Source organism: Vibrio sp. 1078-1 (assembly GCF_033340475.1).
Window position 1 is genome coordinate 341,368 of sequence record NZ_JAWOWM010000002.1, and the last position, 21,587, is coordinate 362,954.

18 protein-coding genes are annotated in these 21,587 nt (G+C 44.0%); 6 read left to right on the forward strand and 12 right to left on the reverse strand.

Annotated elements, in window-relative coordinates:
- Window positions 1-33: 33 nt before the first annotated feature.
- Window positions 34-993 carry a thioredoxin-disulfide reductase gene (gene trxB / locus R7190_RS05465; RefSeq protein WP_005377991.1) on the reverse strand — a complete coding sequence of 320 codons (960 nt, stop codon included), beginning with the start codon at window positions 991-993 and terminating at the stop codon, window positions 34-36.
- Between the two features lie 359 nt (window positions 994-1,352).
- Here trxB and R7190_RS05470 point away from each other — a divergent pair, with 359 nt between their 5' ends.
- Window positions 1,353-2,009: a 2OG-Fe dioxygenase family protein gene (locus R7190_RS05470; RefSeq protein WP_005377989.1), complete on the forward strand. Its 657-nt coding sequence runs from the start codon at window positions 1,353-1,355 to the stop codon at window positions 2,007-2,009.
- Window positions 1,993-3,228, forward strand: a complete 1,236-nt coding sequence (locus R7190_RS05475) for a cysteine desulfurase-like protein (protein ID WP_085569570.1) — start codon at window positions 1,993-1,995, stop codon at window positions 3,226-3,228. The genes R7190_RS05470 and R7190_RS05475 overlap by 17 nt, the downstream gene beginning before the upstream one ends.
- 90 nt (window positions 3,229-3,318) lie before the next feature.
- Here R7190_RS05475 and R7190_RS05480 read toward each other — a convergent pair whose 3' ends face one another.
- Window positions 3,319-4,143, reverse strand: a complete 825-nt coding sequence (locus tag R7190_RS05480; RefSeq protein ID WP_005377984.1) for a DUF2797 domain-containing protein — start codon at window positions 4,141-4,143, stop codon at window positions 3,319-3,321.
- Between the two features lie 336 nt (window positions 4,144-4,479).
- Here R7190_RS05480 and R7190_RS05485 point away from each other — a divergent pair, with 336 nt between their 5' ends.
- Window positions 4,480-5,817: a GGDEF domain-containing protein gene (locus tag R7190_RS05485; RefSeq protein WP_031781257.1), complete on the forward strand. Its 1,338-nt coding sequence runs from the start codon at window positions 4,480-4,482 to the stop codon at window positions 5,815-5,817.
- 142 nt (window positions 5,818-5,959) lie between these two features.
- Here the strand turns inward: R7190_RS05485 and R7190_RS05490 are convergent, their stop codons facing one another.
- From R7190_RS05490 to R7190_RS05500, 3 genes are all read right to left on the reverse strand, one after another.
- Window positions 5,960-7,330 carry an SLC13 family permease gene (locus tag R7190_RS05490; RefSeq protein WP_017634863.1) on the reverse strand — a complete coding sequence of 457 codons (1,371 nt, stop codon included), beginning with the start codon at window positions 7,328-7,330 and terminating at the stop codon, window positions 5,960-5,962.
- 219 nt (window positions 7,331-7,549) lie between these two features.
- Window positions 7,550-8,284 carry a vancomycin high temperature exclusion protein gene (locus R7190_RS05495; RefSeq protein WP_005388862.1) on the reverse strand — a complete coding sequence of 245 codons (735 nt, stop codon included), beginning with the start codon at window positions 8,282-8,284 and terminating at the stop codon, window positions 7,550-7,552.
- Window positions 8,285-8,438: 154 nt separating this feature from the next.
- Window positions 8,439-10,127: an NAD-dependent malic enzyme gene (locus R7190_RS05500; RefSeq protein ID WP_186584323.1), complete on the reverse strand. Its 1,689-nt coding sequence runs from the start codon at window positions 10,125-10,127 to the stop codon at window positions 8,439-8,441.
- Between the two features lie 213 nt (window positions 10,128-10,340).
- Here R7190_RS05500 and R7190_RS05505 point away from each other — a divergent pair, with 213 nt between their 5' ends.
- The 3 genes from R7190_RS05505 (at window position 10,341) to R7190_RS05515 (ending at window position 15,365) form a co-directional block, all read left to right on the forward strand.
- Window positions 10,341-12,695: a helicase-related protein gene (locus tag R7190_RS05505; protein ID WP_161441510.1), complete on the forward strand. Its 2,355-nt coding sequence runs from the start codon at window positions 10,341-10,343 to the stop codon at window positions 12,693-12,695.
- 288 nt (window positions 12,696-12,983) lie between these two features.
- The gene (locus R7190_RS05510) at window positions 12,984-13,361 is read left to right on the forward strand and encodes a hypothetical protein (RefSeq protein ID WP_005388859.1); all 378 of its coding nucleotides are present in this window, start codon (window positions 12,984-12,986) and stop codon (window positions 13,359-13,361) included.
- A 330-nt stretch (window positions 13,362-13,691) separates the two neighbouring features.
- On the forward strand, window positions 13,692-15,365 hold the full coding sequence (locus R7190_RS05515; RefSeq protein WP_158173811.1) for an alkaline phosphatase D family protein: 1,674 nt from the start codon (window positions 13,692-13,694) through the stop codon (window positions 15,363-15,365).
- 78 nt (window positions 15,366-15,443) lie between these two features.
- Here the strand turns inward: R7190_RS05515 and R7190_RS05520 are convergent, their stop codons facing one another.
- The 7 genes from R7190_RS05520 to R7190_RS05550 form a co-directional block, all read right to left on the reverse strand.
- Window positions 15,444-16,547 carry a phosphoribosylaminoimidazolesuccinocarboxamide synthase gene (locus R7190_RS05520; RefSeq protein ID WP_064376418.1) on the reverse strand — a complete coding sequence of 368 codons (1,104 nt, stop codon included), beginning with the start codon at window positions 16,545-16,547 and terminating at the stop codon, window positions 15,444-15,446.
- A gap of 203 nt (window positions 16,548-16,750) precedes the next feature.
- Window positions 16,751-17,143 carry a SulA-like leucine-rich domain-containing protein gene (locus R7190_RS05525; protein ID WP_005377962.1) on the reverse strand — a complete coding sequence of 131 codons (393 nt, stop codon included), beginning with the start codon at window positions 17,141-17,143 and terminating at the stop codon, window positions 16,751-16,753.
- A 412-nt stretch (window positions 17,144-17,555) separates the two neighbouring features.
- Window positions 17,556-17,738, reverse strand: coding sequence for a hypothetical protein (locus R7190_RS05530; RefSeq protein ID WP_005377960.1), 183 nt, complete (start codon window positions 17,736-17,738; stop codon window positions 17,556-17,558).
- A gap of 177 nt (window positions 17,739-17,915) precedes the next feature.
- Complete coding sequence (locus R7190_RS05535; RefSeq protein WP_186584321.1) at window positions 17,916-18,890, reverse strand: J domain-containing protein; 975 nt, start codon at window positions 18,888-18,890, stop codon at window positions 17,916-17,918.
- 76 nt (window positions 18,891-18,966) lie between these two features.
- Window positions 18,967-19,626 (reverse strand): OmpA family protein, encoded by a 660-nt coding sequence (locus R7190_RS05540; RefSeq protein ID WP_005377956.1) that lies wholly within the window; start codon window positions 19,624-19,626, stop codon window positions 18,967-18,969.
- Window positions 19,627-19,843: 217 nt separating this feature from the next.
- Window positions 19,844-20,539 (reverse strand): DUF2786 domain-containing protein, encoded by a 696-nt coding sequence (locus R7190_RS05545; protein ID WP_005377954.1) that lies wholly within the window; start codon window positions 20,537-20,539, stop codon window positions 19,844-19,846.
- Between the two features lie 208 nt (window positions 20,540-20,747).
- Window positions 20,748-21,428: a DUF3334 family protein gene (locus R7190_RS05550; protein WP_005388843.1), complete on the reverse strand. Its 681-nt coding sequence runs from the start codon at window positions 21,426-21,428 to the stop codon at window positions 20,748-20,750.
- Between the last annotated feature and the right edge of the window lie 159 nt (window positions 21,429-21,587).

The window sequence follows — 21,587 nt, forward strand, 5'->3', positions numbered from 1 at the left end:
TGGGCTTTAAGGATATGACACAAATGTGAAAAGTTATTTGTCACCAAGTGAGTCTAAGAAACGTTCAGCATCTAATGCAGCCATACAACCTGTACCTGCAGAGGTGATCGCTTGACGGTAGTTGTGGTCCATTACGTCGCCAGCTGCAAATACACCTTCGATACTAGTTTGTGTTGCGTTGCCTTCAAGACCTGATTGAACGATGATGTAGCCATCTTTCATGTCTACTTGGCCTTCAAAGATTTGTGTGTTTGGCTGGTGGCCAATTGCGATGAATGCACCCATTACATCGATATCTTCTGTCGCACCGCTGTTCACGTCTTTAATGCGGACGCCCGTTACGCCCATATCGTCACCCAGTACTTCATCGAGAGTGCGATCGGTATGAAGAACGATATTACCGCTTTCAACTTTATCCATCAGACGTTTCACAAGGATCTTCTCTGCGCGGAATGAATCGCGGCGGTGGATCAGGTGAACTTCTGACGCAATGTTAGATAGGTATAGCGCTTCTTCAACAGCCGTGTTACCACCGCCCACAACTGCAACTTTCTGATTACGGTAGAAGAAACCGTCACAGGTTGCACAAGCAGAAACGCCGCGACCTTTAAATGCTTCTTCAGACTCAAGGCCAAGGTATTTTGCTGATGCGCCGGTAGATATGATTAAGGCATCACAAGTGTACTCACCTGAGTCGCCTTTTAAACGAAATGGGCGTTGTGATAGCTCTACTTCATTGATGTGATCAAATACGATTTCAGTTTCAAAACGCTCGGCGTGTTCTTTCATGCGATCCATCAATGCTGGACCTGTCAGTCCCTCAGCATCGCCTGGCCAGTTTTCAACTTCAGTTGTGGTGGTTAGCTGACCACCTTGTTGCATTCCCGTCACAAGCACAGGGTTTAAGTTTGCACGCGCTGCGTAGACGGCAGCTGTGTATCCTGCAGGACCAGAACCAAGAATTAATAATTTACAGTGTTTTACGTCGCTCATTATGGCTCCAAAAAGGGCGTAACATTTCCCTCGATTGTATGGAAATTCTTAGTGCTTTAAAAGCATAAACAACGATTGTGATCGAATAATTGGTTATAGATTAGAACCCACTAAATATTGATTGAGAACGTTGACTTCTAGCATAAAATTCTATTCGTAGTAGAGAAGTCTAGTTTCAAATATTGTCAAAGCGTAAAACTGAAACATGGCTCTGTTTTTGTGGTTTGGTTTGGTTTGTTATGTTGTTTTCGTCGTTTTGTTGAAGCTATCAACGTTAAAAGCTGGTAATTGCAGAATATTTGCGTAACCTAGTGTGTAAATTAAATGTTAATTAATGTGCCTCATTAAAGGAGCAAATGATGTTACATTCACGTGAGAATACTCTACATTTAACACAGCTCAGCATGGCAGCAATTGAGCAGCTTTCCCCATCGTTTGAAGAACTGCCTCGTACCGAACATGCAGATGGTCAGTATCGACTACGACGTTATTCTGTGGTTGGTTTTGATAACGGCAAAGTCATCGACTTAAATAAAAATAGCTTTGTTCAATCCTCTGATATCAACCGATTTCAAGGTGATGTTGTAAGACAATTCGAGCCAATTGAGAAGGATATTCTTACCAGCGATGGATTTCGAGAAATGTGTGAATTGTTTGTCAATGCGAATCATCTGCCAAACGGTCAAGAAATAGAAATTCACCAAATCCGTATCAGGGCACTGGAAGAAGAAACCCAAGTAGCACCTGAAGGTGTGCACCAAGACGGTTTTGATCACATTGCAATGGTTGGTGTGGGACGCCATAACATCATCGGTGGCGACATCATGCTGTACAGCAGCCATAACCAAGCCCCATTTTTCCGTAAAGTGCTAGAAACCGGAGAGGTCGCAATCTTGGCTGATAGCAAGCTGTGGCATAACGCGTGCCCAATCCGCTCTGTTATTGATGACGAAGCGGGCCATATGGATGTATTTGTACTCACGGCTACGGATAAGCGTAATGAACTTCAATCTTAATCAGATCAGAGAGCAATTTCCGGCGTTGGCTCAATACCACAACGACAAGCCCGTGACGTTTTTTGATGGTCCAGGTGGCTCACAAGTGCCTCAATCAGTACTAGACAGCATGGTAGGGTATTTAGGTCGTTTCAACGCTAACTTAGGCGGGCATTATTTTTCTAGCCAAGTGACCGTTGACGTAATGCAAAATGCGCGTGAGTCGGCTCAGGCTCTACTTAATGCCCCTTCATCTGGCAATATTGTCTTCGGTGCCAATATGACCTCGCTAACCTTTCAGCTTAGTCGCGCGATTAGTCGAGATTGGCAAGCAGGAGATGAGATCATTGTTTCCGCTTTGGATCACTATTCAAATGTATCCAGCTGGCAGCAAGCGGCAGAAGATAAAGGCGTTACGGTTCATCAAGTTCGTATCAACGAAGAAGATTGTACGCTGGATATGGAGCATTTAAGCCGCCTTCTTTCTGATAAAACGCGCCTTGTCGCTGTGACTTATGCATCGAACACGACGGGCTCTATTGTGGATGTACAGCAAGTAGTCAGCATGGCGCACAATGTTGGGGCACAAGTTTATGTGGATGCCGTCCATTATGCGCCTCATCATTTGGTTGATGTTCAAGCGTTAGGTTGTGACTTTTTAGCTTGCTCAGCTTACAAGTTTTTCGGACCGCACGTTGGTATTGCTTACATAGCCGATCAGTGGCTCCACAGTATTCGCCCTTACAAAGTCGAGCCTGCCACTAATATAGGTCCAGGTCGATTTGAAACAGGAACGCAAAGTTTTGAAGGTCTTGCTGGTGTCGTTTCTGCGGTTGAGTATCTGGCTCAATTTGGTGAAGTCGGTTTACCTCTTCGCCAACGGTTGGAGCAAAGCTACCAACTGTATGAACAACATGAGCAGCGCTTGAGTGAGCGTTTCTTACAGCGTTTGAATGCATTAGATGGTGTCAATCTATTCGGTATCGCAAAGGAAGATAGCCAACTCCGCACGCCAACTTTTGCGCTAACGTTTGACCGATATTCTCCAGAGTTCATCGCGAAAACACTGGGTGAACATAACATTTGTGTATGGAATGGTCACTTTTATGCGTTGGGCTTAGTTCGTCAACTTGGTTTAGAAGAATCGGGTGGTGTAGTGCGAATTGGTTGTATGCATTACAACACAATAGAAGAAGTCGATATGTTATTCGATGTGCTAGAAAGCATCCTTGACGCATAACTAACGATTTCTTCCTAATAGAAAAACAAAAGCTCGAGTCAAACTCGAGCTTTTTTCGTTTTTATTTGAATCAACGCGTTTTACAAGCGATTACTCACTAACTTCAACTTCATAGGAAGTGAATTTTCTTACATTAATAACGCCAGTATCAAAGATGAGGTATTGACCTTTGATGCCTTGCAAAGTGCCAGTAACAACCGGGTTTTTATCGAAGTTATGCGAAGTGATCTTCGTTGGGTGCTGTTGTACCGGGTAGCTAAGGTCGGTAATGCTTTCGTTTAATACTTCAATGGCATCTTCGCCGAATTGCTGTTTTATCTCGGCAATTTTCTCTTCGACTAAAGGCAATAGCTCAGCAAAACGGTCCTGCAATGCCATAGGTTCACCGTCACCTTTAAGCAGTGTGCGCCAATTGGTCTTGTCTGCGATATGTTTCGCCAGTTCAACTTCAATTAAACCGGAGATATGGCGAGTTTTTACTTTAAAAATTGGCAAGCCCTGAGTCGCGCCTTGGTCAATCCAACGAGTCGGGATTTGAGTATGACGAGTAATACCAACTTTTAAGCTGGATGTGTTGGACAGGTAGACAAAGTGATCCACCATGCAATTCTCTTCACCCCATTGTGGTTCGCGACAAGTCCCTTGATCGTAGTGGCAGGTCTCTGGCTTCATGATACACATGTCGCAGCTTGCTAGCTTTTTCATGCATACAAAACAGTGGCCTTGCGAATAACTCTTTTTCGTTTTCTTTCCACATGAGCAACAAAAAATATTGCCAGTGTGAGTCAGTGTGAGCGTTTTACCCAGAAACGGAGTTAAGTCGATTTCTTCCTCACCGACAGGAAGACGGTAGTTGACGGCACCGTCCAGAGAAGCACGCATTTTGTTTAGCGTGCCAGTTGCAATTAATGACATGACATTACTCATTATTGTGTTTTTGCACAGTATATACTGAAGTGGAGAAGAGATGCAGGGTTGACAGGAGCTTTAAAGTAAATGTCTTGCACTAAATTATTATGCATCGTGTTTTATTTTCTAAAAATTATGGCTGTGAAATGCTTCGCAAATAGAAGTTGAGCTGCACTTTTTAGAAATTTTAAAACGTGATAACGGTTCAAAATCCGTTACTATGTGTCGAAACTAAGAATTGAATGAGAAAGTGATTTTATTTCTTGATAAATCACCTTGATTTCATTTTTTGAAATTATTGAACCTCACGTATTGCATATAATCTCAGCAGGTCACTTGCCCATGAAGTGGATCCATAACTTTATCTTTGCTCTTTCTATTTGCACTATCAGTTTGGTTGCCCTTTATAGTGTGCTTGGCGATACGCGAAAGCTGACCATTACACCTGAGCATTTCAATATCTATGCAACTAAAGATGCCAGTGAAGGAGGTGTGAGTGAGGCTGATATCACATACGATCGGCAAAGCCTAGTTCTTAGCTGTGAACTAAAGCAGAGCTCGTATGCTTGGCCTTACTGCGGAATCTCGGTTTATACCGATTCAGCAACGCCAACACAGGGTATTGACCTTTCCAACTACCATACGATTCGATTGAAGGTGCGATATGAAGAGGCAGGAATAGGGGCTAACCCTAGCCACGACCTACGTTTGTATCTTCGCAATTATAATTCTGAGTATTCCAAGCCGGACGACGAGTACACCATTAAATATAATGGCATGCAGTTTTCTCCGTCGGGTTCGAGCGATATTGTCGAAATTCCGATTAAAAATCTTCAGGTGATGACCTGGTGGTTAGCGGATAACGGAGTCGCGATTGAGCACTCTGCACCTGAATTTTCAAACATCACACGTATTGATATTGCAACTGGGTCTGGTGCGGCACTTGGTAAACATAGAATTGTGATTGATAAAATTGAGTTTGAAGGCGCTTACCTTGCGCAAGAAACATTGTTGTATGCATTATTACTCTCTTGGATGGCGCTTGGACTGGCTTTTTCACTGCATGAGTTACGAAAAAATAGAGTGGCTTATGAAAAAGCGCAAAAGCGTCACCGTCATTTGGAAAAGGTGAATGATACTTTGCGAGCTCAAAACTATGAGTTTGCAGAGTTAGCGCATCGAGATGCTTTGACGGGCGCGATGAACCGATATGCTGTGCAACACTGGCTGGAACAACAATCTCGTCAGGTTCGCTGGGGGCATAACACCTTCAGTATTCTCTATTTGGACTTGGATAAGTTTAAAAAGGTGAACGACAAATTTGGGCACCAAATGGGGGATGACATATTGCGCGAATTTGTCATGGTGGTAGCGACTTCTATTTACTCAGACGATCGACTCGTTCGTTGGGGCGGCGAAGAGTTTGTCGTATTTTGCCCTGATACCAATATTGAACAAGCGCTAGAGAAGGCAGAAATGATTCGCAAAAATGTGGAGGATCATTTGTGGGTGCACGGTGAATCATTAACTTGCAGTATTGGCGTTGCCCAAATGCAGAATGAACGCGTCTCAGAAACCATGGCGAGAGCTGACGAAGTGCTGTATCAGGCGAAGCGCAATGGTCGCAACCGAGTGGAAGCTCATTATGGTTTACTTGCTTGCGAAAAGAAGCAAGCCTGATAGCCGTTCACTAAAAGGAAAGAAAAAAGGTGGCCAACTGGCCACCAAGAGGGAAACTGCTGAACACCACTTAGGGGGGAAGTTTGGGTTATCGATACGATTACCGTGAGCAGCAGTGTAGTGCTAATCGAACTTGCTATTTTTACCAGAACAACCAAGCGAAAAGCGTTAGTGCAGCAATACAGGCAATGTTTAATACGAAACCAATTCGCATCATTTCTTTTTGCTTGATATGACCCGTACCGAACACAATCGCGTTTGGAGGTGTTGCAACAGGTAACATAAATGCACAAGATGCAGCGACGGCAATCAGTGCAGAGAGAATAACCGGAGACATGCCTAAGGCTTCTGCAATGGTCGCAAATACAGGGACAAGTAGCGCAGCACTGGCGGTGTTACTCGCAAACTCAGTTAAGAAGACAACAAAAGCAACCACTGCAAGAATCGTTAAGAGAATACCGGCTTGCTCAAGGAAGCCTGACAAGCTATGAGCCAAAAATACGCTTGTTCCGGTTGCTTTTAGGACGTTACTCAGACAGATACCACCACCAAATAGGATTAACACACCCCAGTCGGTTGTTTTCTCAATATCTTTCCACTCGACGGCGCGAGAAGCACCAAGTAGAAGGATGGCGCCAATGGCTACAAGAGTATCGAACTTCGCGAAGCCACCCAGCATAGCGTTAATAGGCTTACTGAATATCCACAAAGTTACGGTCAGTAAGAAAATCGCCAACGTAATCATTTTGCCGTTTGTCCATTCGACTGGTTGATGGTCAAGGTCAAACTTGTGGCTAAGGTCAGGCTTAGTCATCGTGTACAATACGAGGATAGCGATTGGCATTAATACTAGGGAAATAGGTACACCAAACTTCATCCATTCAGTGAAGCTAAGGCCAACTTCAGCTGCTGCAATTGCGTTTGGTGGGCTACCAACCAGTGTTGCAATACCACCAATTGAAGCACTGTAAGCGATACCGAGTAGAACAAACAAAAAGGTGTTGTGGTTTTTCTTGGCGTCTAGCTTTGTCATCACACCCAGCACAAGCGGTAACATCATCGCGGCGGTGGCGGTGTTTGAAATCCACATTGACAGGCCAGCACTCACACCAAATAGCATGAATACAGCGACAGACATTTTTCCTCTTGCCAGCAATAGTACTTTATCTGCAATAGCTTGATCTAACTTTTGTTTATGTAGAGCCGCAGCTAGTGCAAAACCACCCAAAAATAGAAAAATGATGGAGTTGGAAAAGTTATTCAGTGCGGCTTGAGTGTTGAACACACCCAAAAATACCGCAAGTAGTGGTATGAGCAGCGCAGTAATGCTGACGTGAATCGCTTCGGTTAGCCACAAAATAGCAACAAAAACTAAGATGCTCAGGCCGGTTACTACTTGTGGTTCAAAGGGTAAGGTATTAAACAAGATAATGAACAATAGGATATTCGCGTTCAAAATCATGCTGTTGCGAGTGAAGAACCAATTCTTCAATGTCACAGCGAGTGCGGTCATGGGTAGTGCTCCTTTTGCATTGCCTTTTGTCGGTTTTTTTATGGCAAAGTAACTGACTTGTAGTTATTTATTGATGAAATGTTACTTTGAATGCGAAAAAGAGTTTTGCCTGAATCGTAGAGCAAATTAGAAAGTGTGATGTTGAGAATTGGAAATGGGTAGAAAACTACCCATTTGTTTTATAGAAATGTTACTAGGCTTGTGAGCCACGTTATTCCTCTATTCGACGGGGACTTGAAGAGGCTCGTTAGCTGCTTTATTTGGCTCTTTTACTGCGACGATAGGTTCTTGAGGGCCAAGAAACTTAGGCTGCGTATTGATAATGTACAGGTCTAAAAACGCTTTCACACGGGCTAGCAGTTCTCGAACACGCATCGATGTTTTTTGCTTGTTGGCCGTCGGCCCTGCTACCGCGAGACACTGCGCATCAATGCTGTAAGCATCAGCGATGAACAGTGCGCGTTCGCAGTGAAAGCGTTGAGTCACAATCAGAAATCGCTCCGAAGCAAAAATTTTTTTTGCTCGTACAATCGAATCTAAGGTACGAAAGCCAGCATAATCAAGGTGAATCACTTCTTCAGGCACGCCTGCTTTAAGTAAGTCGCGTTTCATTGTCCACGGTTCGTTGTATGAACGGTGGGCGTTATCACCACTCAATAAAAACTGTTTTACTTTGCCTTGGTTGTAAAGCTCAATCGCCGCATTAATGCGATGAGTGTAGTAAGTGTTGAGGATCTTTCCGATGTATTTACTGGTACCAAGAACTACGGCAACCTCATGTTGAGGGATTTGCTCGTATTCAGTGAAAATGCTCTCTTTGGCTTGTAAAACCACCCACCGGTCGATGGCTATAACAGAAACAAGCAGACTAAGTGCAGAGATCGACAAAATCAAAGCAAATCGCTTCCAGGAAAATTTCAGCTTCCACTTTGATCTTATGCGAGAAAACAACAAAACGTTTTATATCCTTAACTAAAAATGTAGTTCTCATCATATCTGATAGAAACAAAAAGAGAGAAGCCCATTTATGCCAAAATCTGGTTAGGATGATAAAAAAATAAAAGCCCCTACATGGTAGGGGCTAATTATTAAACGAATTGTCTCAAGCTTAGAACGCAGTGCGTTTGTAACGGCGGTAAACAGGTTGCCAGAACGACTGTTCAATCGCCACGTTCAATGCTTCATCAGTAATTTCTAATGCGACACCTTGTTCAATTGCCTTTTTACCAACGGCGAATGCGATTTTTTTCGACACTAAGTGGATTTCTTCCAGTGGTGGAAGTAGAGCCCCACGACCGTTGATTGCTAGAGGAGAACATGTTGCGAGCGCGCGGCTTGATTCCATTAGCATCTCGTCAGTGACACGTTTTGCATTGACAGCAAGTACACCAAGGCCAATGCCTGGGAAGATGTAGCTGTTGTTACATTGTGCAATAGGGTAAGTGCGACCTTCATGAACCACTGGCTCAAATGGGCTACCTGTTGCAACCAGTGCTTCACCATTTGTCCAACGAATGATGTCGTTCGGTGTCGCTTCCACGCGGCTTGTTGGGTTCGACAGTGGGAAGACAATCGGACGCTTACAGTGTTTATGCATTTCTTCGATGACTTCTTGGCTAAATAGGCCAGGCGCACCAGAAACACCAATTAATACCGTTGGCTTGGCGCTACGCATAACATCGAGTAGTGAGAAGCCATTTCCTTCATTTTCCCACTCTTTCGTATTGGTATGCTTTTGCACCAAGCGTTGTTGGAAATCAAGAAGGTTAGGCATGCCTTCTTGTAACAGACCCCAACGGTCAACCATGTAAACTTGTGAGCGAGCTTGCTCGTCAGAAATTCCTTCCGATACCATTTGTGCGATGATCGCTTCTGCGATACCACAACCAGCAGACCCTGCGCCTAGGAAGGTAATACGTTGTTTAGAAAGCTGAGTTCCTGCTGCTTTACAAGCTGCAAGTAGGGAACCAACAGTAACAGCTGCAGTACCCTGAATATCATCATTGAAGCAACACACGCGGTCTTTGTAACGCTCTAGAAGAGGCATCGCATTTTTCTGAGCAAAGTCTTCGAACTGGATCAAAGCATCAGGCCAACGGCGCTGTACCGCTTGGATAAACTCTTCTACAAATGCATCGTATTCTGCACCCGTAATACGAGGATGACGCCAACCCATGTACATCGGATCAGCTAAGCGTTGCGGGTTATTGGTACCCACATCAAGAACGATTGGTAGCGTGTAAGCAGGGCTGATACCACCACACGCGGTATATAGTGACAGTTTACCGATTGGAATACCCATGCCGCCGATACCTTGGTCACCCAAGCCAAGGATACGTTCGCCATCTGTCACAACAATCACTTTAACGTTGTGGTTTGCTGCGTTGTTCAGCAAGTCGTCAATACGGTCACGGTTCGGGTATGAAATGAACAGACCGCGACCACGACGGTAAATGTTAGAGAAGTTTTCACATGCTGCGCCAACAGTCGGCGTGTAGATGATAGGCATCATCTCAGAAATGTGATTTTGCACTAGGCGGTAATACAATGTTTCGTTGGTGTCTTGGATGTTACGCAGATAAATGTGCTTATCCATATCGCTTTCGAAACTTTTGTATTGCTGGTAGGCACGTTCCACCTGCTCTTGGATAGTTTCGGTCGACTCTGGAAGCAGACCTTCTAAGTTGAATGAACTACGTTCTTCAGCAGAGAATGCACTGCCTTTGTTCAAAAGAGGGGTTGCTAAAAGAGCCGGACCCGCATATGGAATATATAGTGGGCGTTTATCGTTGTTCATTGGGTGCCTTATGTAGGGTTGAAGGATGCGCACCAAATTTTAACGGGTTCACTATTTAGTTGTAAACATGCGTTGATGCACATCAATGTAATGTCGCAAAAAAATTCAGATACCGACGAAAATATCGGCAATATTGGTTGTTTAGAGATACCTAAAGCAGGATTTTTTTACTTGGGTATAATGTTTTGCATCATCAAATCAAATCCAATTTCTATGTTTCAACTACCTATCGACAGCCTGCAAGCCGAGTTTGACCATCATGTAAGCCTTAACCATCTTGTGGTGGAAGCCGAAACCGGGTCGGGTAAATCTACCCGCTTGCCCATGTGGGCGGCAAAACACGGACGCGTTCTGGTTATTGAACCACGTCGAATTGCTTGTACCTCGCTGGCTGAATTTCTTGCGGAGCAATCTGGAGGGCCAATAGGTCGCAAAGTCGGTTACGCGATCAAGCTTCATGCCTACTTTGATGAAAAAACCGAAGTTGTATTTGTGACTCCGGGGGTTGCACTGCGTTGGTTTTCGGAAAACAAGCTAGCAGACTTTGATGTCGTGATAGTGGACGAATTTCACGAGCGACGCTGGGATATTGATCTATTAACCGCCATTTTGAAGCAAGAAAATCAACATCGATTGATCGTCACTTCCGCTACCTTAGAAGGCGAAAAGCTTGCTCGTTACCTGAATGCTAAGCGCCTGAGTTCGGAGGGACGTTGCTTTCCAGTCACGGTGACACATCGTTCCACAGACAGCCGCTATTTACCGAACAAAAAGGGATGTGAACAGGAAGTTGTCGGAGCGGTAAAAGAAGCACTGGAAGATGAAGATGGCGATATTCTTGTTTTTCTCCCAGGACGTAAAGAGATCGCCCAATGCGCGCAGATGCTACAAAGCAGCAGTGATGTCATGGTGGTTAAACTTCATGCCTCGGTCAGTGATGAAGAACGACATCGTGCGCTGACGGTACAAAAGCAACGGAAAGTCGTATTGGCAACCAACGTCGCGGAAACCTCTCTGACCATTCCTAATATCCGTGTGGTAATCGATAGTGGTTTAGAGCGCAGAACTGTACAACGAAATGGACGTACAGCACTGACATTAACCAACATTTCTAAGGCCAGTGCCGCGCAGCGAATGGGGCGAGCAGGTCGCGTTACCGAAGGGGCTTGTATTCGTCTATATGGTGAGCACGCGCCTTTAGAGTTGGTGACACCTCCAGAATTACACAGAGAAGAGCTCGTCGAGCCCATGCTGGCAGCGGCTTGTTGTGGGTACCGTCTTTCAACACTCGATTTTCTCGACTCAATTCCTCCAAAGTCGCTAGAGGCATCTCATTCGACGTTGTTATCTATGGAAGCGATTGATGAGGATGGCAATGTCACGCAGCATGGTAGAAAAGTATATCCACTACCCATTGATGCACTGTTTGCCGATCTCGTTACCAGAATTCAAGCGAAGCCAGAGAAGGAAGCAATGATTGATTTGGCTGCCGCCTTATCTGTGCCTGCGCAGCTCTATCAGCGACAAAGTGGTGAAGTTGCTGAGCTTCTATCTCAAGAGGAGCCATACGGATGTGATGTCTCTTTGTTGATCCGTTTGGTTCGGGGGGAGCGACTTCCGGGCATTGTCATTGATGCCAGCGCACTCGAAGAGGCACAAGGTTTAGCGAAACAAATGCGAGAAGTATTTGAATTACCGGAACTTGACGTTGCCTCTCGATATAAACGTGAAGCGCTCTTTTTCTCCATCGCCTCATTGCACCCTGAGCTTGTGTTTGTCCGACGAGCTCGTCGAAGGGATGCTCTAGGAAATGGCGTAGTCGAGATGCTGGTTGGGCGTAACAGCCGCTTTCCTGATAAAGAAGAAGCGGCCATCGTGCTAGATAGCCATAGCGTGCCAGGACGAGGCGTTAAGCAAACACTGAACCTCGCATCGGTTATGATGCCTATCCCGCTGACATTATTACGCGAACTTGAGCTAGGGGAGTGGCAACAAGGTGAGACGAATTATGAAGAGGAGACCCCAAGAGCAACGATGCATTTGGTCTACGCCGGACGAACAATCTGTACTGAACATCAAGCGTTAAAAGGTGATGTTGCTGTTCAGTCTATTGTCGAAATGATAGAAGACGAGACACTGTTACCAGGATTTGCTTCTCAAAGAAAACAACAAATCCAACACTGGAAACTCTACAACGCATTGGGCCTTAATGTCGAAGGAGAAGAGGTTAACGACTTGGCCTCCTTGACATTTTCTAGCTGGTTAAAGGATCAGTTGGAAACATTAGGCGTTGAAAATGTCGATGATATGGCGTTGTTTGAACCGGAAGACTTAACATTTAACGGTGTTCCAGAATGGGAATACGACGATTTCACGGAGCAGTACCCTTTAGAACTTTCGCTGCCAGAACTCCAACTGGATGTTGAGTATTACGCGTCTCGCAAGCTAGTACAGGTCGTTTATCGAGAGGGAAACCGTAAGGGAGACCCGAAGCGTTGGGAGCTGCCACGTTGGGCTGGTTGGAAGATACAGTATAAAAAGGCCAGTCGAGTGATTGATGTAAAGTAGGTCGGCGGATGACGTTGTGACAAGAATTGATATTTTCTTGGTGAATCTATAATGATTTCATATTGATAGCGTTACTTGCGTGTTGTTTTTAGTTTCTTAATTGAAATATTAATCAATTGAATGCTTATATATGGCGAAGCTGTACATCAGTTGTTACAAAGCTGGTTTTAATATTTCCTTTTGTATGTAAATTAGGGCATAAAAGACGAATGTTTTATATCCCATTGCTATATCAAAACAGTTGAACGATATTTGGTATATCTCATTTTCGAGTGTCGGGGGCATAGAATGGATCAACAAGGAAAGACGTGCATTGAATTCGACTACACTAGCTTTTTAGGAGCGACAGGTAGTAAAAAATGGACCTTTTTAGAGGCATTTGCCACCATCGCGCCTATTTTCGGTTTGATGTGGAAACAGAACATTGCGGAATTGCGCAAGCCTGAAGATCGGTTGTGGGATGCCGCATTAAAATCGATGTCTTCTCGTAAAAGTGATGAATCCAATTTGGTCCGCTTAACCCAGCTAGCTAAACATGAAGGGATCAATGAATTGCGAGTCGTTATGCCATATTCGCTCGATGTTCAGCAAATCGAGTACATAGAATCTCGCAGTCAGTTGAAGGTGGACACGTCAGAACAAGATGTTCTTAACATCAAGTTTTAGGCTGAGTATTTCCACTTCATCGATGTACTACTTAACAATAGTGCAATGAAAAGCGACCTCAAAGTAGGTCGCTTTTTTATTTTGAGGTTTTTGTCACAGGTCTTAGGAAGTGTGATGAATATAGAGTATTTGCACTTAAATTAACAAAAATGTAACGTTTGGAAATGCAATTGTCATAACTAGCTTCTAACTTTGTGTTTTTAGGACAAATTACCGACTAAGTGGTTGGTACTGTAAGTTCGAATTAACGTCCCTTATTGGCATACAAGGATGATTGAGTCACCACGTCATTTGGGCATAAAAACAAACACAATAAGAAAGGAAGTCAATATGTCTTTGTCTCGTCGAGACTTTATGAAAGCTGCCTCTTCAACGGCGATTGTTACCGGGCTGGTGGGCTGTGGTAGCGATGCTAGTGAATCTGTTGCGGTTACCTTTGAGCACGGAGTGGCGAGTGGAGATCCTACTCAAACACAAGTAATCATTTGGACTCGTGTTACGACCTCAGCAAGCTACGCAGATGTAAGCTGGCAAGTTTCATCTAACGAAAATTTTACTGATATCGTGCAAAGTGGCACTTTTGCCACAGACACGAGCCGAGATTTCACGGTAAAAGTCGATGTTCAAAATCTCAACGCAAATTCTCGCTACTACTATCGATTCATGGTTGGAGATGTCACTAGCGAAGTCGGGCAAACTCAAACATTACCAGAGGATGGTGTAGAAAAGGCATCCATGGCGGTTGTTTCTTGTGCAAACTATCCTGCTGGCTATTTCCATGTGTATCGAGAGATTTTAAATCAACATGAGCAAGACCCGTTTGATGTGGTGCTTCATCTCGGTGATTACATTTATGAGTATGGTGCTGGTGGCTACGCTAGTGAAGATGCTGAGGCACTAGGGCGAGAGCCAAGCAAAGGCACTGAATGTATTACCTTAGATGATTACCGAAAACGGTATGCGCAATATCGCCAAGATGCTGATCTGCAAGCGTTACATGCGAGCCTACCAATGATTGCTGTCTGGGATGACCATGAGCTTGCAAATGATACTTGGAAAAATGGTGCGGAAAACCATCAAGAAGAGGAAGGCAGTTTTAATGATCGTCGTGCATCTGCGGCTGCCGCGTGGACAGAATGGTTGCCCGTTCGTGAAAACACTTTCTCAAACATGCTGATTTACCGTCAGTTTTCGTTTGGAAGTTTAGTCAATTTGATGATGCTCGACACGCGACTTGTGGGGCGTGATAAACCGTTGGATTATTTCTCGCTCAGCTCACCAACGATGGAAGCTATTGGCGGTTTAGTTGCCCAGTCGCGCAGTCAAGACCGAGAGCTGTTAGGCGCTGACCAACTCGCTTGGCTGATGGATGCGTTCAGTACGCACGACGCAACTTGGAATGTGCTAGGGCAACAAGTGTTAATGTCTCGTATGGAGTTGCCAAGTTCGGTTATGACCGCGATGTTTCAATTGTTTACTGCCACTGAAGAACAAAAAACAGAGGCGTTATTAGCGGTAAACTCTGCGATTACGGGTTATCTCTCTGACCCAAGTTTAGATACCATTGCTTTGCCATATAACCTAGATGCATGGGATGGTTACTACGTTGAGCGAGAGAACGTTTATCAACTGGCCAAAGCCAGCAGTGGTAACTTTGTCTGTTTGGCAGGAGATACGCACAACGCATGGGCAAGTGAGCTTAAAGACGTATCTAAGCATCCTATCGGGGTAGAGTTTGCGACTAGCTCTGTGAGTTCCCCTGGGTTAGAGGCCTACCTCGCGTTAGACCCTGTTGCGATCGCTCAAATGGAATACACGCTGCCGCACTTAGTGTCAGAATTACAGTGGGCAGACATCAAACAGCGTGGCTTTATGCGCGTTACTTTTACGCCCGACAAGGCAGAGTCGACCTGGTATTTCGTATCAACGATTAAAGACAAAACATATCAGGTGACGACCAAGTCAGCCTCTACAACAGATGGCACTACGTTAAATATCGGCTAAACTGAGCCTAATACGAAAAAAGTCCGCAAGCTAGTGCGGACTTTTTATTGGAAAGCATTTAGCAATCTAGCGACAGTGCTAGTCAATCAATCCGTATTCTTTGCTCAGAACTTCGATGATTTCCGCTTTCGGATTCTCACTCAAATGAATCGGCTTGCCTGTAATCTTCTCGGCAATACCAATGTAGGTGCTCGAAATCGCCATCAAAGATTCGACGGGTAAAGCATTATCACGAGCGAGTGCTTCACGCTCTGGCATACGTTCTTTATTTAGCAAGATATCTGGGTCAGGGAAGTGGTTAAGTAGGAACTGGCGGAAACCTTCTTTTGAGTTCTCTACGATGTGACCTGCTTGGTACTCTTTAGCATCCCATATACGAGACGAGTCTGGTGTACCCACTTCATCCATGTAAATCAGCTTTTCATTGCCAGCAGCATCATGAACATAACCAAATTCGAATTTGGTATCGACAAAGATTTGGTCAATTGCTTCTAATGCTTGGCTGATAACGTTAAAGCCTTCTTTCAGCAGTTTTTCGTAGAGTGCGATATCGTCCGCACTTGAGAAGTTAAATGCTTCGTAGTTGTCTACGATATTTTGACGAGTAATATTAACGTCATCCGCTTCTGGCACACCGGGAATGCCTTTTAGAATGCCTTTTGTGGATGGGGTCATTAGCAACTCTGGCAGTGCTTTGTCTTTTTCTAACCCTTCAGGAAGTTGGATTCCACAAAACTCGCGCTCGCCATTTGCGTAAGCGCGCCACATCGAACCCGTGATGTATTTGCGGCAGATGGCTTCGATTTTTACCGGTTTGGCTTTTTGTACAATCCAAACAAAAGGGTGAGGAATGTCTAGAATATGGCTATCTGCTAAGCCATTTTCTTTGAACAGTTTGAACCAGTGATTAGAAATCGCATTAAGCGCAGCCCCTTTACCCGGGACACCATTAAGACCACCTTCAGCATGCCAAATACAATCGAACGCAGAGATTCGGTCGCTAATCACCATGATAGCCAAAGGCGCATCTGGCGCGACATTGTATCCTTTTTCTTTGATCAGTCGGGCGCTGTCTTCATCAGTTAACCAGTAAACTGAACGAACTTTTCCACTATGAACGGGTTTATGGGTGCGAATTGGCAGGTCGTCATTGACGGCAAGTACTTGATTAGCAAGGCTCATTGCGACATTCCTATCATCTTAATCAAACGTCAGAAAGAGAAGATATTCAGCAAAATGTGGGCGCTGAATAAATCGAATGTGGGCATCATACCAGAACTATTTTAACTCGCCAGAGAAAAAGCAAACGTTTGCCTATTTTCTTTAATACAAAAAAAGCCCCCTTAAAAAGGAGGCGAGATGCAGGATGGATAACGTCGAACTTATTAGTGGTACTTATTAACTCTGCCTTCGACGAAAAAGACTTCACACTGATAGCGCTGCGCCATGTCGCGCAACATAGATTGATTCATAAGTGCAATTTTATTGGATGCGACAACAGCACTGGCATTGCCTGATCGGATGGCTTTTATCACGATCTCGACTTCTGAAAGCTGTTGAGAGGGCTTCATTTGAATAACGTTTTTACAGCAAATATTAGAAGCAGTGAGTTGTTCAAAGTCTGGACGAGGGCAGTCTGCTGTAAACAAAATCCATTGTTTCTGCTGCGATAAAACAGCCAGCTTAGATAGAAGCTGATCCGAAACGGCCATGGGCTTAGTTGCTTGTGCCAATACGTTGTAACGAGAGTATGTATGAGATTGACTTTGTAACTGCATCTTACTGTTCCTTTATACATGCTGTATGCCTATACAGTAGTTTGTTTTGGCGACCTGATCAACAAGTTTCTCAAAAGTTATTTGCGGTTTTTTGAAAAGGAAATAAAAGAATTTTACTTTAAGTAATTGAATTTATTTGTTTATTTTTTATTTCTGATATGTCTAACATCAATTTAAAAATGTGAGGTGAGTAGAAAGTTGGACGAGAGACATACAGGGGTTTACTACTGTATATACAGGTGTTTTTCACGGACAGTGGTTTGTATACAGTGGAAGAGGGCTGATAACCGATGCGACATGCTATGTAGGATAGGAGGGAATACGAGATAGAGATTGGAAATAGGCTTGGGAGATCAAAAAAGCGCCTTATAAAAGGCGCTTTTGAAAATCAGTTCCATTGATTCCGTCTTGCTTAGCTCGCTCGTTGCAAACGTTCGCGCATTTGCAATTCGCCTTGGTTAAATAGGCGCACGTCGATTTTTGCCATATCGTAACAAGCTTTACATGAGTAGTGGTGCTTGCCATCTAAATAATCGTGACGAGTTACAAGACTAGGTTTTTTACACCAATCACAGGTGCCTTCTTCAGTGAACATTGATTTTCTCCCCACCTAGATTAATTTGAGTCGTTAGGTGTTATTTTGCGCCGGGCATTATGGCATAAAAGCGCGACTTAAGTTAAATGTCTGTTAATTTCTTTGAGAGGGAGATCGATTGCGGTGTTTGATTATATGGGAATAAAAGCATGGTAGCCAAAGTATCCTGACCTATTTTTACTGTTTTGTAACATTTTGTGAGACGAGCTTAAAGGCATGATTGAGTCGCTTCATTTCTTCTTCACTGCCCCTTGTGTCAGGATGATAAAGCTTTGATAACTGTCTATAGCGTAGCTTGATTGCCTGTAAATCAGGGATGGTTTGTGGTGTGTAGCCAAACATAGCACACGCGACGCTTAGCTTATGGTTTTCTGCCTGAGTTTTGGATTTCTTAAATTCTCTGAATACTTTCTCTAACTGACGCTTCAGTTGCTTGTTCGTAAACTCTAGCTCTTTTATTTTTTCCGCCATTCGTTGATTTTGGCTTTCCCCTTTGGCTTCACGCGCTTTTCTATTCTGCTTGAGTTTTTTGATCACGAGGAAACTTAAGCCGCTGATGATGAGTATCGCCGCTAGCCAAATCAGCCATAGAAACGGCGAGTGTTCTACTTTGGGGTTTGCAACTGTGCTTTTCTCTTCCTGTGCTTGCTCCGCCTTTTTATCGAGCGACTTTATTTGCGAGACTTGTTTAGCTCGCAGTTGGTTGAAGCGCTGCTCTAACAGTTGATTATAAGCCTGTTCTGCTGCTGGATTATGCTGAGAAGCCATTTGATACAAGGCTTCAGTCAATTGAGAAGTTGTGACCTTATCTGGATTGCGCTGAATAAAATCGGCGAGAAGAAAGCCACGATCGGTTGGGTCATTGAGTGCGATAGAGGTTAGCCAATATAACGCTTGTGTTTCATTTTTTTCACCATTGATCCCTTTAGCAAAGTCGTTCGCGAGCTGTTTTTGTGCAGGGAGGTAACCTTGGTTGGCGGATTGCTCTAGCCAGTAGCGCGTTTCTGGTGAGGCTTCAGCTTCGTTTGATGCCAATAATTGTTGTGCGTACTCGTATTGTTCGATGGGGTCATTTGGAGCTTGAGAGGCAAGCGAGTAACCAGAAAAGCTGAGGCTAAATAAGCAGAGTAGGGCAGACGTTTTGACAGACATTAATATGTCAGGCCTAACGATAATGGTTAGGCCTGCTCCGGTAATTTTTTATTATTACCGTTATGGTGCAACCAAATTACTTCAGTGGCAAGATCTGGATTTCAACACGACGGTTGCACGCACGACCTTCAGAAGTTTGGTTTGAGCAAATTGGGTTACGTTCGCCGTAGCCGCGTGCAATTGCACGACCAGGTGCAACGTTTTGAGATACTAGGAATTGACGTACGGACTCTGCACGGCGCTCTGACAACGTTTGGTTGTATGACTCACTACCTGTGCTATCCGTGTAACCGTCAATAACGAGACTGGTATCTGGGTACTCAACTAGGATGCGAGCAACACCGCGTAGAGTATTATGGATACTAGCATCAAGCTGGTAAGAGCTTGAAGAGAAGCCGATACCGTTTTCCATACGCAGTAAAAGCTGATTTTCACCAACACGCTGAACTTGTACGCCAGAGTTTAGCAAAGCGCGACGTAACTCCGCTTCTTGTTGGTCAAAGTAGTAACCAACGCCAGCGCCAGTCGCTCCGCCTGCGGCTGCACCAATGAGTGCATGCTGACGACGTTCTTTAGCATCATCACCCGTTGCTAGGCCGATTGCTGCGCCAGCGATCGCACCAATAAGCGCGCCTTGCGTGGTGGAGTTAGTTTCGTATTCACCCGTTGTTGCATTTTGGCGTTGAGTGGCTTGACAGCCAGTAAGAGCTAGCACTAGAGCTAGTGCAATAGGCATCTTTTTCAAGGGAAAATCTCCGTATAAAACTGAGGCGAAACCATGCCTCATAATGGGATGCGAATTATGAATAAACAAGCATTAATATTTGTTATGAGAAAGTAAGATTGATAAGAGTTTCTGTAAGAAAATTCCTACCAATACTGCCAAAGCTCTCAAAGTAAGCCCCATCGACATCGAAGTCATTGCTGCTTATGTGAATCCTTTACTATTCTGGCTATTTCGATGAATCGCCCAACATTTTGCGTGCTTGTTCGCCGCCCACTCCACGGTTAACTGAAACCTTTCTACCTTTCTTTAAGCCCACTTCGTAGTCTTCAGTTAGGTTTTTCATTGCTTCTTTCAATTGCTTCTTGAACGTTTCGCGGTCAATGTTTTGGAATTCTTTATCAATATAGTCATTAATTTTATTGGCCGACTCTTCATCTGGAGAAATAATTGGCAATTTTTCAATCGCGCCTTCCACCCAGCCAGATACAAATGAGTTCACACGGCGAGTCACTTCCTGAGAAGAGGTGCCGGTGCCAGCAAAGCTGTTTCGGAATTGTCCGGTACTTTCGTTCATCTCGCGATAAACAATATCGAAAGCAAATGCAGCAAAAATAGCGCGATCTGCTTCACCGATAAATTCGACACGTTTGAGCCCTTTGTGATTCAACAATACTGCTTCGACACCGAATTTTGTGTTAATGCCGCGAATCACTCGCAATATGGTAGAACTGATGTTCGCTGGTAGCAGATGAGAAGATTGTGTTTTTCCCATTCTGATGAACTCAATATCGTCTTTATCGAGACCATATTTAAGCATGAGGCGATGTGCCATTTTGATAGCATTGGCAGCCTCATTAACATTAGCGGAATTGCCCAGTTCTAAGCACTTGGCGATTTTTTTCAGAGCTTTTTGTTTATCCATCGACAACCAGTAACGAAAGCAGAAAATTTATGAAGTCAGACATATTACCTTTTTTGACATAAAAACGAAATACAAGGTGGGACTGAAGATAATTTCAGCACATAAAAAGAAGCCTCGCATTAAGCGAGGCTGGCGTTTTAGTTCGTCGTAATCAGTATGAAGTCGTACTTGTGTCTAAGAAGCCATTCTTCATTAAGATTCGTTAGAATTACAACCCGAGCTGGTTGAGCAAGTCATCGGCATCATCGTTTGATCCCGACGATTTAGATTCTTTCTCAGCCAACTGTTTACGTGTTGCCTCTAAAATGTCGTCTGGGTTTTCGTCTTCAGCAACTTCAAACTCTTCCAGTTGGATGAACTCAGTTTTATCCATTGCTAGTTCGAGATAGAAAATATTGTTGTTTTCGGTGGAGAACGTCACTCTGCGCGCTTGAGGGCGGTCAAGGTTGGTATCAACTTGTAAGATAACTTGCTTATTCAGCGCCAGCATTTTTGGTTGGTTTTGTGTGATGTTCGTTTGCAGGTCTTTACGAATTTTATTAGTGAAGTCTCCGACCAGTTGATTCATGAGTTCACCCAGAACATCGCCTACCTCGTCAGAAGTATGAGATATTGCCAGTTCTTCTTCTGGCATGCCCATATTACGCATGTAGTTGGTGTAGATCTCCAGTGCGGCTTTTGCCGTAAAATTAATCACAACTAGCCCGGTAAATCCGCCATCAAACAGAACAAAACAGCCAAAATCTGGTTTGAGGCTAGTCTTGTGGATTTTTTGCACCATTGCTGAATAATTTACTTGAGAAGATGTCGCCGAAGTAAGTACGCCAGAAACAGACTGGCAAAGTTTGAGAAGGATATCTTCAGTGGTCACAATTTTATTTTTTTTCATTCTGAAAACTCATCTAGAAACGCGATTCGTTCCCCAATGTAGGCATCAAGCGTGAAAAAATAAAGCATAAGTTTAATTATTGTATCGAGATTCTGATTTGCTCGTCTTTTTAAATGTTGTAAAGTGACGAAATTCAAAGAATATTACTTCACTAACTCT